The following is a 13,874-nucleotide window of genomic DNA, read 5'->3' on the forward strand; positions in this document are numbered from 1 at the left end:
TAATCCGCGATGAACCTTATTTCTTTCTATGACTTAAGCGATCATGCATTCAAGTAACTGGCTCTCAAGATCGTCGTCTATTTCTAGACCGATCACTTCTATTCTGGTTTCGATACACTCATCGAGTTCTGATTCCGTCAAGCCATCCTCTGTTAAGTTGTACCCGAAAATACCACTTTGAGTTATGAATACCGCTTTCATCCGCTCAGCTTTCAATCCAACTAAAAAGTGTCTCAAACGCTGGTGGTCAAACAGTTTCTCTGCAGAGAATCGCCAACCAACGCTTTCAAAACCTTCACCTTGGTTAGTCGCTTTGATCATGCCGCTTTCTGGCATCGGTAATTCTGAAGCGAGCGGCTTTTTTTGCTGGTGATGATGGTGGTGCGCTTGTTGGCCAAAGAAGTTTGTATCTCCTTCGAACTCTTCAAAAGGGATTTTTCCATGGTGAGCGAAGACTAGCTTGGTATTCGGGTGACAAATTTCAGTCACGGCTTCAGCCAGTTTCTCTGCGTCGCCATCTTGGTATAGGTCGACTTTGTTACCAACTACGGTATCGGCAATGGTGATTTGCTGATTGAAGGTATCGTGATCTGCATAGCGAGAATCAGAGAGCTTCCGTGCATCGACTAAGGTAACGTTTTTCTGCAGTGATAGTACTTTACGGTAATGTTCAGAGGACAAAACTTGCAGCACTTCTTTAGGGTGACCAAGCCCTGTTGGTTCGATTAACAAGCGATCGGGTTTGGCTTCGGTAAGCAGTTGATTGAGCGCGATTTGCATCGGTAAACCTGCCGCACAACACATGCAACCTCCGGGTACTTCACGAATGAACACTTGTTGTGTGGTCTGGTTACCTTGAATCAAGCTACCATCAACGCCGATTTCTCCAAACTCATTCACTAGCACAGCCCAGCGTTCATTTTCTGGTTTGTTCTTCATCAGGTTGAGAATCGCAGAGGTTTTTCCCACTCCAAGGAACCCGGTAATAATGTTAGTTGGAATGCCTAACATAGGTGACTTATCAGAGCTCATTAGCAATTCTCCTGTAGCCTTGAACTAGGGTGTGGTTGGCTGATACCACAGACTCTGAAAATGCAGAGTATTCAGGCGGTACTTTGGAGATGCTATTTAAGTCAAACCCAGAGCCTATATTGGTCATTGGTGGAACATGGAAGTTTTCCGGTAAATCGAGGCCATCTACCACACAGTTGTGGCGAATGACGCAACCTTTGCCAATCACAGCATTGAATACCACCGAGTTGAAGCCAATAAAGACATCGTCACAAACTTCACATGGCCCATGAATGATAGAGCGGTGAGCGATAGAAGAGCGTTCTCCAATGGTAACCGCTGCTCCTGCTTTTGAGTGTATGACGACACCATCTTGAATATTGGTATCGCGCTTAATCACGATTGCTTCCATGTCACCTTGCTCGTTAACCTCGTCGGCACGAATGACGGCGTAGGGGCCGATAAACACGTTATCTTCAATGATGACTTTCCCGCAGATGATAGCGGTCGGGTCAATGAAGGCGGTTTCCGACACGTTCGGCATATGGCTGCTAGGGTTTCTTCTTAACATATTGAGCTCTTTTATTTTTTTAGTGCCGCTAGGCCTATCTCTACAAGTAGCCAGCGATTTACTCCGTTGTTTAGATGGAGGTTTGTTTTCTTAGTGGAGGCTCTAACGTTCAAAGGAGAGCCTCATTGCCGGTGTTGGCTGAGTGCTTTGTTTGACGCTGTCTTGAGTCTTTTGATCTCCGAATGCCTCAGGATGGCTATACACTCTGGATCCATTTACCCATGTGTGCTTTATCTGAGCGGAGAACTCATGCCCTGAAAATGGTGACCATATACATTGGTATAAGCTGTTTTCATCGCTGACTAAGGTTGGTGCTTGCGAGTCAACCAAGACTAAATCGGCGTAGTAACCTTCGCGAATAAAGCCTCGTTCACGTATTGCATAGCGCAGTGCTGGGTTGTGAGCCGTTTTCTCTACAACCTGAGCCATCGTCATTCTTCCTGACTTCACATGGTCAAACAGCGTCAACAAAGCATGCTGGACTAAAGGTAAACCTGCGGGTGCTTGTTCATAGGGAACCTGTTTTTCTTCCCATGTATGAGGTGCGTGATCCGTCACAATAATGTCGATTTTTCCCGAATTCAAAGACGCTAATAGCGCGTTACGATCACTCGGGTATTTGATGGCAGGGTTACACTTAATTTGATTGCCCAACGTTGTGTAGTCTTGGTTGCTAAACCAAAGGTGGTGGACACAAGCTTCAGCCGTAATGTGCTTGTTTTGAATGGAGCCTGCTTCAAACAGTGCGAGTTCTTTCTCAGTCGTGATGTGCAGTACATGAAGTTGACTGTTGTGCTTTTTGGCTAGCTCTACTGCGTATGACGAAGAGGTGTAGCAAGCATTGGCGTCTCGCAGCGTGGGGTGGTCTTCTATCGTGAATTCGGCTTTCTCTTGTCTCAGTTTTTCTTGGTTTTGGGCAATGACGGGGCCGCTTTCACAATGGGTCACGATAAGGACGGGAGAGTCGCGGAATATAGCATCTAGCGCTTGAGGATCTTCCACCAATAGGTTGCCCGTGGAAGCGCCCATAAACACCTTCACCCCACAATGATTCTTAGGGTCAAGTTGTTTGATTTGTTCAAGGTTGTCTTCGGTCGCACCAAGGTAAAATGAATAATTTGCCAGTGAGCTTTGTGCTGCAATATCAAACTTTTGTTCTAATGCTTCAATGGTGGTGGTCGCCGGGTTTACGTTCGGCATTTCCATATAACTCGTAATGCCGCCAGCAACTGCAGCTCGTGATTCGGTGGCGATTGAGCCTTTGTGAGTGAGGCCGGGTTCGCGAAAATGGACTTGGTCGTCAATCATCCCTGGAAGGAGATAGCAACCTTGAGCGTCAATAATTTCATCGTCTGGTTTTGGTTCAATGTTATTGGCGATTTTTTCTATTCGCTGGTTAACGATCAATAGATCCGATTCGGCAATGATGCCTTCATTGACCAAGCGGGCATTCTTGATGAGTGTTGCAGACATAGCGGTTCATTCTTCCTTTTTGATTAGTGCTAATGCTTGGGGGAGTGTTTAATAAAATAGCGTTACGGTTACGGCTATGCTTCTTAGAGCTTAGAGCTTATGTATCGACGCATTCATCACATACGCAGCTAATCTCTAACTGGGGGCTTGTTACAGTAAAGCCTTCTTGCTTTGCGTGAGATTGAAGATCGCGAATGATGGAAGGGGCGATGGTTTGCTCGCTGATTTTGTCGCACTTAGAGCAAATCAAAAACTGCGGGATGCCGTGCTCATGATCGCAAAGGATATGGTCGCAAAGTATGTACTTATTAGAGACTTGCAGTTTGTGCGCTAAGTGCTGTTCTTCAAGAAACTCCAACACTCGATAAACCGACATCGCTTGAACGTGTTGATCAAAGTGTTCCTTACAATATTCAACGATTTCATACGCAGACAGCGCTTTGTCGGCATGAACCAGTGCACGCAGTATCAACAGTCTTTTAGCGGTAAATTGTTTTCCGTTTGTTTTACAGCCTTGTTTTACGTGCTCGATGATCGCTTCGATGTCTCTCATTCAATCCACAAAATTAGTGATAATGTGGATATGTTATAACATAGCAATTGATTGCAGGGAACGAACTTTCACTTAAAGAACCTCTAGGTGGGATCTCTCTTTTGAGGCGACCAATGGATCTTGGTAGCAATAATTGCAATAGTAACGGTTGTTATCAAACTAAGGGACTGAGGTATAGGATGATCATTCGTAAGGCAGAACGGTCAGACGCTAAACCGTTAGCACAACTGGCGGAAACGACATTTAGAGACACATTCGCAGCTCAGAATACCGTAGAGGATATGGAGGCTCATTGTCGTTCTTCATACAGTGAACAGCTGCAATCGCGAGAGATAGCTGACTCTGAATCCTTGACCATTGTAGTTGAACAAGACAACCAGCTGATTGCATTCGCTAAGCTTAACTGGAAGACGGCACCAAGTTGTGTCTTAGGTCAGTCGGTAGGTGAAATTCAACGCCTATACATTGATAAGTCATGGCATGGGAAAGGCATTGCTCAAGACGTGATGGCGGAATGTTTCGATATCTTAAAAGCACGAGGTAACGACGTAGTTTGGCTTGGTGTGTGGGAGCATAACCCGCGAGCTATCGCTTTCTATAACAAGTTCGATTTTGAAAAAGTGGGTGAGCACGTATTTCCGCTAGGTAACGATCCGCAAAGAGATATTATCTTAGTGCGTACTTTGTAGATGAATAATAGCCGTTTATTGCCCATCATTTTGCATGTTGTGCCAAAGAAGCTTTCTTATAATGATTGGATTATTGATTAAAACCCCAAAAGAGAGTGGGTTGTTATAAGTGAATTCGAATTAAATTCTGAAATGATACAAATCTTATATTTAATAACGCTTATTTAGTAACCTTTGTTGAGTCCCATATCAAATCAAGTGGCTGATTTTATTGGGTATCGGAGAAAAGTCTCAAAAATTATTATTTAGTTCGCTAAAGTTTTAAATTCTATTAATGGTTGTTTGTATGGGATATAACTCCATTTCGTTACTGTTGAGTAGATGGTTTTTAGCTATATATGTGAAATTTGAAGCGAGTTACCTTTCTGATTTGAAAGAATAATTAAATAGTTAAGATAAAAAAGTTGGCGAAAATCAGAAGCTTGGCATACACTTTCCTTGTAAATGACCTTATCTCATTGATTGAATAGGGTAAATGCTTTGGCGCTACTGGCGCTACTGGCGATGGTAGCAATGTTTAACATAGCTTTGAGGAAAGTTTTATGGCACTCACGAAGGCCGATTTGGCTGAGAACCTGTTTGAGACACTCGGATACAGCAAGCGGGATGCCAAGGAAACGGTGGAAGTGTTTTTCGAAGAAGTTCGTAAAGCGCTCGAAAATGGCGAACAGGTAAAACTGTCTGGTTTTGGTAATTTTGATCTTCGCGAGAAAAACGAGCGACCTGGTCGTAACCCGAAAACTGGTGAAGACATTCCAATTTCTGCTCGACGTGTTGTTACTTTTAGACCGGGACAAAAACTAAAGGCCCGTGTCGAAAATATTAAAATCGAGAAGTAGCCAAGCAATAGACCACGCCTAGCGTGGTCTTTTTGTATCTGCATAGAGTTTAAGCTAAACGCATTTCTTTAATTTTTAGTAACCTTTCTCAAACACCATCTATTTACTGTCCGGTAAGAACTTGCTTTAGATGCGAAAACAGAGGCTAGGCCTCTGACTTTGAATCTTCACTCTAAAGGGCTTGTTGAACCTTACTTGCGATGTCTTCAGACACCCAAGGCTTCCATACCTGTGGTGAGCTTTCTAGAAAGTAATACATGGCTTCTTCGGCGTCGGCTTGGTTGTCTTCCATCCAGGCCAGCAACTCACTCATTTGTTTATTGGTAAAACCACGCTTTTCAAAGTATTGGTAGGCAAGAGGTTCGTTATTAGCAAAGGCTTCTGTGGTGATTGTGTGAACCGGTGTTGGTGGATACATGGTCACTTTAGGAGATTCACAATCAGGTTGTGTCGTACAGTTACGGAATTCCTCAATGTCAGTACCACTTCCGAAATCAACCTTCACCATTTCATACTTACCTAGCACAGGCGTAGGCGACCAGTAATATCCAAACCATGCTTTTTTGCGTTCGTAAGCTTTCGCTATCGTACCTGCTAAAGCGGCGCCTGAGCCGGGATCAACCATTTCAAAATTGTGATCTTCTAACTTAAGCGCATCGAACAGGTGACCGAAGGTAATCTGACAAGTCCAACCCGCAGGGCAGCTATAAAACGCAAACTTCTCATCATCTTCTGGGTGTTCAAACAGCTTTGCGTTTTTAATCACACCTTCAATGGTTGTAAGCTCTGGGTACTGTTCAACAAGGTAGTTTGGTACCCAGAAACCTTCTTCACCGCCGTTGACCAAAGACTTGCCCGCGTAACGTAGACGCTTATCCGCAACACCCTTATCCAACGCTTCTTTGATGCCATTAGTCCAAAGCTCTGGCGCAACATCAGGTTGACCTTTTTCAATCATTGACGTGCCCGTAGGGACGCTATCACCGGGGGATTAAGTCCGCTTCACAGCCGTAGCCGTTATTCAAAATGAATTGGTCGACATGAGCAATAGGCTCGCCGAGTTCCAGTTCATGTCTGCAGTGGTGATCTTTCCGCATTCGTCAGCACTAGCGTGTACAGAAAACGCAGCAAGTAGCGCGATGGAAAGCATGGATTTGTTATTCTGCATTGACGTAATTCCTTTTCTTGTCAGAAGCTTATTCGCTATAGAAACAGAAATGTTCGACGGAGAAAAGAGACTGAGATCTAAATTTAAACGATCTGATTATTTGGGATAGGAAGTGGAGAGGCTACTCAACAAGTACTAAAAAGGGCTGCGAGTGCAGCCCTTGTGATGTTTATTGGAATAGCCTATCTATGTGTTAAGCCGCTTTAATGTGCGTTGTAATGTACGGTTGCCATGCTTGTTGGTAAAGCTCTAAAGATTGGCGTCGTAGGCTATTGATTTGTGCCGCTTCGATATCGTTGATTGGGCGATGTTCTGCAATTGCGTGACGCTCAATGCCTTGGATAATTTCGTACAGCTCGTGCTCAGGACCACTTTTCACGTCAGCAATCGCTTTTAAGTGAAGTTGAACCTCTGCAATGATGTTGGTTTTAGGCAAACGAACCAACAAGTTAAGGTCACGGTAACCAGAGTCAGCCGGCGATTTAAACTTATTTTTCAGCTTAACAACGTCTGCTTCACGGCTTAGCGCTTCGTAAACTTCAACCAAGCTCTCTACATCGTTCGCGATGATAGTTGCACGGGCTAAGTCGGTAATTTTTGTCACATCACCATCAAGCTCAAGGGCGATTTTTTCTTCTGCGCGAGCTTGAGATTTAACGCCAGCAAATAGCGCTTCAGAATTGGTGAGTAGGGCAGTACTTTTACAGATAGTTTCTAGTTCAGCTTGGCCTTGATGCGCTTTGCTGTACAAAATATCGAAGTCGGTGTAAGGCTGAGTCGGGCGTGAGTCGAAGGCTTTGATGCCGTAAAGGCCGCTCAAACTATGACGGAATACGTTTGAAGATACTTGGTTTTGCGCAGGAGTGCGCGTTTGATCTGTTGAACTTGTTGAAACAGGTGCTGCTGCGAATGCAGGCGCTCGGCTCAATACCAAAAGCATTAGGGCCGTCGTACGGAGAAATACACTCATTCAAACTCCAAAATACAAGGTTACAAAAAACGGGTAGTCAAAAGGGGTAACCAGTAACGCACAAGAGTAAAAACAGCTTAACTAATTTCACTACATATTAAATGAGGCTAGCTAAGACAGAAACCAATTCTAACGTTTAATATTGCTTTAAAATGTGAAGATATAGCCAAATAACCCAACCGTTAGTTCCGCAATTATCAGAACTTTGAACTTAGCCAGTTTCTGATTTTATCGAAATCAATTTAGTACTTTAAACCAAGCTAAGGTTGCTCTTACCTCTCTATACTGTACCCTTGCATTATGACTGTTTAACATGAACGAAAGATGAATAATCCTGAATTTTGGCACAATAAATGGGCAGCCAACCAAATTGGTTTCCACCTCGAAGATGTAAACCCACTTCTGATTAAATTTTGGGAAAAGACTGAGCCTAGCTACGAGAAGAGTGTGTTTGTTCCACTTTGTGGCAAAAGTGAAGATCTGATTTGGCTAGCTTCAAAGCATGAAGATGTTCAAGGTGTCGAGTTAAGCCAGATTGCGGTTCGCGCATTTTTTGCAGAGCACCTTTATACCCCGACTGTGACTCAAATTAGCGGTCAGCACGAGCTCTACCAATTCGATGAACTGAACATCTACACGGGCGATTACTTTTCAGCGCCAATCCAACCTGTCGATACCATTTATGATCGCGCGTCTTTAGTCGCATTGCCTGAAGAGATGCGAGTGCAGTACGTAGAGCGCTTAAAACAACTGCTGAAACCGGGCGGTAAGATCCTTCTGGTGACTCTGGATTACGACCAAAACGAAATGGCTGGGCCTCCGTTTAGCGTGCCTAAGCTAGAAATCGATCAGTTGTTCGCAGGTTATAAGATCACATTGTTGAATCAGGACATCGCAGACGATGAACATCCGAAGATTGCTAAGAAAGGTTTGTCTCGCTTCTGTGAAGAAGTGTATTTGATTGAGTCAGACGCTTAAGTTCAGTCTGCTTAGTTAAGCCAACAGATAACACCAACAAAAAGACGGGCTCGATAGCCCGTCTTTTTATGGTTCAGATTTGAACTCGTGATTGTTCAGAATTGAATAGCAGGTTAGTAAATCACTTTTACTTTTGACGCGCTCTCAATTGCATCTTCAATCGCTGTCTCAGTGCTGTTGCGACGAGTAAGCGCCACACCAAGACGACGGCGACCATCGATATCAGGCTTACCAAACAAGCGAACTTGCGTTTGTGGTGCGTCTAGCGCTTCTGCAAGGCCTTCAAAGCGGATATTCGTTGATGTGCCTTGACCAAGGATTACGGCAGAGGCACATGGGCCGTATTGCGTGATGGATTTGATCGGCATACCGGTAAAGGCGCGTACGTGCAGTGCGAATTCCGATGAGTCTTGAGACATCAATGTTACTAGGCCTGTATCGTGTGGGCGAGGGGATACTTCGTTGAAGATAACGTGATCGCCTTTAACAAACAGCTCGACACCAAAGATACCGTGGCCACCTAGTGCATTAACCACTTGTTCAGCCGTGTATTGCGCGGCTTTAAGTGCGTTGTCTGACATCACTTGTGGCTGCCATGATTCGCGGTAATCACCGTCTTCTTGGCGGTGACCGATAGGCGCACAGAAGTGAACACCGTCGACTGCGCGAACGGTAAGTAGCGTAATTTCGTAATCGAAGTCGATGAAGCCTTCAACGATCACACGACCCGCGCCAGTACGACCGCCTTCTTGTGCGTAGTCCCAAGACTTTTGAATGTCTTCTTCTGTTTTGATAACGCTTTGACCTTTACCTGAAGAGCTCATTACTGGCTTAACAACGCAAGGCATGCCCACGAATTCAACAGCGGCTGAGAAATCTTCAAAGGTGTCTGCAAAGCGGTAAGGAGAAGTGCTCAGTTTCAACTCTTCTGCAGCTAGACGACGGATACCTTCGCGGTTCATCGTTAGCTTGGTCGCATTCGCAGTTGGAACGACATTTAAGCCTTGCGCTTCTAGCTCTACCAACTTGCTGGTGGCAATAGCTTCAATTTCAGGAACCACATAATCTGGCTTTTCTAGTTCAATGATCGCTTGAAGTGCATCGCCGTCTAACATGTCTAATACATGGCTACGATGCGCAACTTGCATTGCTGGTGCGTCTGCATAACGGTCACAAGCAATAACTTCCAAACCTAAACGTTGGCACTCGATAGCAACTTCTTTGCCGAGTTCACCTGAACCTAATAGAAGTACACGAGTAGCATTTTCACGAGTAGCAGTACCAAACATAGAAATTCCTTCCGATCTTTTGAACGATTGATTGAAAACGGGGTGATCATACTTATTTCAATGACAAAAGCAAACGTTTGCGCAAGTTGTTGCGTTAATTACAGGCATAAAAAAAGCAGCCCTGTTAAATAGGGCTGCTTATTTAAATTTTTGTTAATCAGATGTACTTAGATTGCTAAGTAAGTCACTGGAATGTCGGGGTTAATCGCTTCTAATGTAGATTGCGTATCCGCTAGGTGACTGATGCTACCTTCGGCGATTTCAACCAAAGCAGCACTTTCAATTTGTTCGAAATCGAAGCCAGCCAGTTTAAGTTGAATTAACGCGACTTGCAGAGGAGGTAGGCTCGGGTTGAACGCTGCATTTTCTGCGTAAGCACCCGTGAAAATCTCACCTGACGTCAGTTGTAATGAAACACCACTTAGGTTTTTGGTGTAAGGAGCATGACTGCGGTTTAGTGCTGCTAGCGCTTCTACAACAATAGGCGTTGTTTCTTCGGTCGTGTACTTATGATCAAGTTTTGTCATTAGGCCAGTTGTCACACCTAAATCAGCAGGGCCGAACGAGTCTGGTAGGTACTCTTGCAGAGACATTTCATCACGTTGTGGCAGCTGAACTTTAAGTTCTTTTGCTGTTGTCAGTTCGTTCATGAATTGACGACAGTGACCACAAGGACTGAAGTTGATGGTGATATCTGAGATACCTAGTTCGCCTTTCATCCAAGCGTGACTGATTGCAGATTGCTCAGCGTGAACGGTTTGACCAAGTTGAGCACCAGCGATTTCAAGGTTTGCGCCAAAATACAGAGTACCAGACAACCCACGCACGATTGCACCAACATAAAAGTCAGATAACGGAGCGTAAGAATACGCTGCGGCAAAAGGAAGTAGCGCAATACGTAGTTCGTCATCCGCTAGACCACTTGCTTGCAGTAGGCTAGCAAATTGTTCTGGAGACAATGTCGCGTCAAAGTTGTCTGCTAATACGATGTCACTCAAAAGCGCTTTCATTGATGATGGAGCACTTTCCAGCGCCAGGGTAATACGACTGTTCATGTTGAATCCTTAATTGACCTTAGGCTTTAAGTTTATGCATTGCTCAGGAATTTTCTGTGATAAAGATCACTATTGAATTGTTGTTGTTACATTGGTTTGCATAATTAGAGTGAGGTCACACTTGAAATCGATTACAAGAGCCATTTATACAGCTGATATCGCACTTAGTGCTCGTAAAAGACCGTGACTTGACTGCTATTGCTAAATAAATGCGAATAAAAAGCCCAAACAGACACTGTAATAAACAGCATTCTGGTTGGGCTGGATCGCGTAGTGATCGTTTAGGTTAAGAATAGAACCAAACCACGAGCGAAAATATACTCGGTGCGATGATTGAGGTAATGACGCCACAAAGCACAAGAGCCAAAGAACTGAATGCTGCATCTTCCTGATTCTTTTCCGCACAAGTCGCGGTGCCTAAAGCGTGAGACACGGTACCCATGGTTAAACCTCGTGCAATAGGGCTCTTAATACCAATGAGATTGTAGATTGGGTAAGCAAAAATTGCCCCAAATAGACCAACAATCAATACCAGTATTGCCGCAATTGCTGCTTCACCACCTAAATGGCTCGATACTTCCATTGCAATTGGCGTGGTGACTGACTTACCTAATAAACTCGCAATCAAAGTTAAGTCCGCTTTAAAAGCCACTGCGATTAATGCTGTCGTTGTCATCGACATCACACTGCCTAGCGTGCAAGCAAAGGTAATAATGCGCCAGTTGGCTCTGATTTGAGGTAGCTGTTCATAAAGCGGGTAAGCAAGGGCAACAACCGCAGGCTGAAGCATGTAGGTAATCCAGGTGTTGTCGGCATAGTAAGTCTCAAACGGTACTCTAAAGAACGTGAGTATCGGAATGATGATACCAATGCTGATAAGCAGGGGATTACAAAGCGGCGAGTTTACTTTTTGACTTACCCAGCGAGCAAACAGGAATACCACGATGGTGAGTAGAATCCACATGATCAGTTACCTCTCGATAGCAAGCGGTCTAAGAACCATGATAAGGACACCAACACCAGTAACGTGCCACCAACGGCGCTCGCCATAATTGGCAATGCGTTCGCGATGAGCATGTCGAAGTGATCCATCAACCCAACACTGATCGGAACAAACAGTAAGATCATTAGGCGGATAATCAAGCTTGCGCCGGGTTGTACCCAGTGCGAAGGAACAATACCAATCACCATGGCGGCAAACAGAATCAACATGCCAAAAATACTGCCAGGGATTGAGGTATCCAAAAAGTGCTGTAACGCGTTACCTGCTGTAAGTGCACCTATGATTAAGGTGAAGGAGATTAAGCAGTAAACCAGTTGGATCAATCTTTCTTTCAAAGTGTTACGTCTCTTGATAATGGAATTAGCTAGCTAACTTTTCTACGTACTGATAAACCGCCTTCAAGATAGCCATTTTCTTCTCGTCGCTTTCATGTTCGTGCGCGAGGTTTTCAAGGTTGAGCATGTACTCTTCTAAACGGCACTCATAAAACTCACGACAATGGTTCGCCCATTTCAATTGCTCAGCTTCGTCGAGCGTCCATGGGAAGTTACGCGCACGGTAACGGAACAGTAACGGTTTAATTCGTTCGTCACTGAAGGTGATATCCAAAGCCGCCAAGTTGTTCGGGTCAGTTTCGCGAATGATGTTCATCGCTGTTTTATCAGCAGGTGAAAAGAAACCGTCGTAAAGGTGTGTATCAACATCATCACTCTTTTCGTACTCGCGCTCTTGTGAATACAGGCCGATCAGTTTTTCGCGGATCTCTGGGTGTTCGCGCAGCAGTGCCAAGTTTTTCAGGCATTGTTGGCGATCGATACCGATGGTTTCAGCATTTTCAGCCGTTAGCGTTTTGGCTGGAGCAAGAATAGGGCACTTGTTTAGCTGAACCAATTTGATGGGTACGGGTAACTCGTCTTCACCAAGTTCACTGCGTTTGGTATAGAGCCTGTCTTTGAGTTCATCAGCGTCCAGTTCTAACAGTGGGCTTGGATCTTTGGCTAAATCAACCACGATAACGGCATTTTGATTGGTTGGGTGCCAAGCCATAGGCACAATCCAGCTGGTGTAGTTGCAGTCACGGCCAAACATGCCTGAAACGTGCATCAATGGTGTCATGTTTACGATATCAACCAGGTCATTCAGCTTACGCTTATGACGCATGTTGTAAAGGTAATCGAACATCTTAGGTTGTGCAGCTTTCAGCTTCTTCGCTAACTCGATGGTCGCAATAACATCGGCCATCGCATCGTGCGCGTTTTCGTGTTCAATGCCGTTTGCCACAGATAGGTGTTCCAGTTTGAAGCTTGGGTAACCTTCTTCGTTCTCTGGCCAAACAATGCCTTCAGGGCGCAGTGCGTGAACAGCGCGCATTACATCTAATAAATCCCAACGAGAGTTGCCATTCTGCCAGCTCCATGCATATGGGTCGATGAAGTTTCGGTAACAGGTGTAACGCGTTACTTCATCATCGAATCGAATACTGTTATAGCCAAGGCTTGTGGTGTTAGGTTTCGCTAACTCAGCATGGATCTTAGCGATAAACTCAGGTTCAGGGAGGCCTTGTGAAGCCGCTTTCTGTGGCGTGATACGGGTAATCAATGCAGCTTCAGGTGCAGGGAGGTAATCAGCAGGAGGTTGGCAATAGATAACCAGAGGCTCTCCAATAACATTGAAATCTTGGTCGGTACGAACACCTGCAAACTGACTCGGACGGTCTTTTGCTGGGCTAACGCCCCAAGTTTCGTAATCGAAAAAGAAGTAGGTTGGCTGATTATCTGAACTCATTGAATTTCCTGAACAGCAAGCGCGGAACGTTTACTGTGGCTGAAGGTTAGTTTTGTTCAGTATCTGATAGTATGCGGTACGCGTGCAACCCAGATCACAAATAAATTGCCGGAAAACGGTGCTTTACTATTCAATCGAGTCAGTGGGGAAGGTTTTGAAACCAATTGTGGCTTTTCTATAGTCGTGATTCTGCCTAGTTACCTCTTTTTACCTATCTTTTCACCTTAGCCGTTGTATGGCGATGAGTCGGGTTTTAAGGTTGACCGCGAATGAGTTTGTTTGTCTTTTACTGTAAAGCTGTGTGATTAGAAACACGCTCATTGTTTTTAGACTGGTGGTTAATCTGCTGTACCAGTACCAGTACCAGTACCAGTACCAGTACCTGAGGCTAATCCGCTGTGCTTGTGTCTAAACCGCAGCGCAAATGTCTAATCCGTAGCACAGATGTTTAAACCGCTTCATTTACCTGTCTCATAGACAGGATCTTAAG

General features: G+C 44.7%; 13 protein-coding genes and 1 pseudogene. 3 read left to right on the forward strand and 11 right to left on the reverse strand.

Annotated features, from left to right (window positions below; genetic code table 11):
* Nucleotides 1-33: 33 nt before the first annotated feature.
* The 4 genes from AB4507_RS22085 to AB4507_RS22100 all read right to left on the reverse strand — a co-directional run bounded on the left by AB4507_RS22085 (nucleotide 34) and on the right by AB4507_RS22100 (nucleotide 3,608).
* Nucleotides 34-1,032: a GTP-binding protein gene (locus AB4507_RS22085; RefSeq protein WP_372183394.1), complete on the reverse strand. Its 999-nt coding sequence runs from the start codon at nucleotides 1,030-1,032 to the stop codon at nucleotides 34-36.
* Nucleotides 1,022-1,582, reverse strand: a complete 561-nt coding sequence (locus AB4507_RS22090; protein ID WP_372183396.1) for a carbonate dehydratase — start codon at nucleotides 1,580-1,582, stop codon at nucleotides 1,022-1,024. The genes AB4507_RS22085 and AB4507_RS22090 overlap by 11 nt, the downstream gene beginning before the upstream one ends.
* A 102-nt stretch (nucleotides 1,583-1,684) precedes the next feature.
* The gene (locus AB4507_RS22095) at nucleotides 1,685-3,055 is read right to left on the reverse strand and encodes a dihydroorotase (RefSeq protein WP_372183398.1); all 1,371 of its coding nucleotides are present in this window, start codon (nucleotides 3,053-3,055) and stop codon (nucleotides 1,685-1,687) included.
* Nucleotides 3,056-3,152: 97 nt separating this feature from the next.
* A complete protein-coding gene (locus AB4507_RS22100; RefSeq protein ID WP_048611807.1) occupies nucleotides 3,153-3,608 on the reverse strand; it encodes a Fur family transcriptional regulator in 456 nt (151 codons plus the stop codon).
* 179 nt (nucleotides 3,609-3,787) lie between these two features.
* On the opposite strand from AB4507_RS22100, the gene AB4507_RS22105 reads away from it, so the two are divergent.
* Both AB4507_RS22105 and ihfA read left to right on the forward strand, forming a co-directional pair.
* On the forward strand, nucleotides 3,788-4,297 hold the full coding sequence (locus AB4507_RS22105; protein WP_372183400.1) for an N-acetyltransferase family protein: 510 nt from the start codon (nucleotides 3,788-3,790) through the stop codon (nucleotides 4,295-4,297).
* Between the two features lie 542 nt (nucleotides 4,298-4,839).
* Nucleotides 4,840-5,136 (forward strand): integration host factor subunit alpha, encoded by a 297-nt coding sequence (ihfA, locus tag AB4507_RS22110; RefSeq protein WP_004734853.1) that lies wholly within the window; start codon nucleotides 4,840-4,842, stop codon nucleotides 5,134-5,136.
* A 172-nt stretch (nucleotides 5,137-5,308) separates the two neighbouring features.
* Here ihfA and AB4507_RS22115 read toward each other — a convergent pair.
* Both AB4507_RS22115 and AB4507_RS22120 read right to left on the reverse strand, forming a co-directional pair.
* Nucleotides 5,309-6,304: pseudogene (locus tag AB4507_RS22115) on the reverse strand (ABC transporter substrate-binding protein).
* 193 nt (nucleotides 6,305-6,497) lie between these two features.
* On the reverse strand, nucleotides 6,498-7,274 hold the full coding sequence (locus AB4507_RS22120) for a RelA/SpoT domain-containing protein (protein WP_017059130.1): 777 nt from the start codon (nucleotides 7,272-7,274) through the stop codon (nucleotides 6,498-6,500).
* 324 nt (nucleotides 7,275-7,598) lie between these two features.
* On the opposite strand from AB4507_RS22120, the gene AB4507_RS22125 reads away from it, so the two are divergent.
* Complete coding sequence (locus AB4507_RS22125; protein WP_136978805.1) at nucleotides 7,599-8,252, forward strand: thiopurine S-methyltransferase; 654 nt, start codon at nucleotides 7,599-7,601, stop codon at nucleotides 8,250-8,252.
* 113 nt (nucleotides 8,253-8,365) lie between these two features.
* Here AB4507_RS22125 and purT read toward each other — a convergent pair whose 3' ends face one another.
* The 5 genes from purT to sbcB form a co-directional block, all read right to left on the reverse strand.
* Complete coding sequence (purT, locus tag AB4507_RS22130) at nucleotides 8,366-9,541, reverse strand: formate-dependent phosphoribosylglycinamide formyltransferase (protein WP_017069826.1); 1,176 nt, start codon at nucleotides 9,539-9,541, stop codon at nucleotides 8,366-8,368.
* 167 nt (nucleotides 9,542-9,708) lie between these two features.
* Complete coding sequence (gene cdd, locus AB4507_RS22135) at nucleotides 9,709-10,596, reverse strand: cytidine deaminase (protein WP_017059133.1); 888 nt, start codon at nucleotides 10,594-10,596, stop codon at nucleotides 9,709-9,711.
* A 286-nt stretch (nucleotides 10,597-10,882) separates the two neighbouring features.
* On the reverse strand, nucleotides 10,883-11,560 hold the full coding sequence (locus AB4507_RS22140) for an LrgB family protein (protein ID WP_017090893.1): 678 nt from the start codon (nucleotides 11,558-11,560) through the stop codon (nucleotides 10,883-10,885).
* A 2-nt stretch (nucleotides 11,561-11,562) separates the two neighbouring features.
* The gene (locus AB4507_RS22145; protein ID WP_004734867.1) at nucleotides 11,563-11,934 is read right to left on the reverse strand and encodes a CidA/LrgA family protein; all 372 of its coding nucleotides are present in this window, start codon (nucleotides 11,932-11,934) and stop codon (nucleotides 11,563-11,565) included.
* Nucleotides 11,935-11,959: 25 nt separating this feature from the next.
* Nucleotides 11,960-13,384: an exodeoxyribonuclease I gene (gene sbcB / locus AB4507_RS22150; protein ID WP_372183402.1), complete on the reverse strand. Its 1,425-nt coding sequence runs from the start codon at nucleotides 13,382-13,384 to the stop codon at nucleotides 11,960-11,962.
* Nucleotides 13,385-13,874: the final 490 nt, after the last annotated feature.

This window comes from Vibrio sp. 10N.222.54.A3 (genome assembly GCF_041474095.1).
In the GTDB taxonomy this organism is placed as follows: Bacteria; Pseudomonadota; Gammaproteobacteria; order Enterobacterales; family Vibrionaceae; genus Vibrio; species Vibrio crassostreae_C.

Bases quoted from the DNA above. Each gene is read 5' to 3' on its own strand.
- AB4507_RS22085 (WP_372183394.1), bottom strand. From the start codon at position 1,032: ATGAGCTCTGATAAGTCACCTATGTTAGGCATTCCAACTAACATTATT.
- AB4507_RS22090 (WP_372183396.1), bottom strand. From the start codon at position 1,582: ATGTTAAGAAGAAACCCTAGCAGCCATATGCCGAACGTGTCGGAAACC.
- AB4507_RS22095 (WP_372183398.1), bottom strand. From the start codon at position 3,055: ATGTCTGCAACACTCATCAAGAATGCCCGCTTGGTCAATGAAGGCATC.
- AB4507_RS22100 (WP_048611807.1), bottom strand. From the start codon at position 3,608: ATGAGAGACATCGAAGCGATCATCGAGCACGTAAAACAAGGCTGTAAA.
- AB4507_RS22105 (WP_372183400.1), top strand. From the start codon at position 3,788: ATGATCATTCGTAAGGCAGAACGGTCAGACGCTAAACCGTTAGCACAA.
- ihfA (WP_004734853.1), top strand. From the start codon at position 4,840: ATGGCACTCACGAAGGCCGATTTGGCTGAGAACCTGTTTGAGACACTC.
- AB4507_RS22120 (WP_017059130.1), bottom strand. From the start codon at position 7,274: ATGAGTGTATTTCTCCGTACGACGGCCCTAATGCTTTTGGTATTGAGC.
- AB4507_RS22125 (WP_136978805.1), top strand. From the start codon at position 7,599: ATGAATAATCCTGAATTTTGGCACAATAAATGGGCAGCCAACCAAATT.
- purT (WP_017069826.1), bottom strand. From the start codon at position 9,541: ATGTTTGGTACTGCTACTCGTGAAAATGCTACTCGTGTACTTCTATTA.
- cdd (WP_017059133.1), bottom strand. From the start codon at position 10,596: ATGAACAGTCGTATTACCCTGGCGCTGGAAAGTGCTCCATCATCAATG.
- AB4507_RS22140 (WP_017090893.1), bottom strand. From the start codon at position 11,560: ATGTGGATTCTACTCACCATCGTGGTATTCCTGTTTGCTCGCTGGGTA.
- sbcB (WP_372183402.1), bottom strand. From the start codon at position 13,384: ATGAGTTCAGATAATCAGCCAACCTACTTCTTTTTCGATTACGAAACT.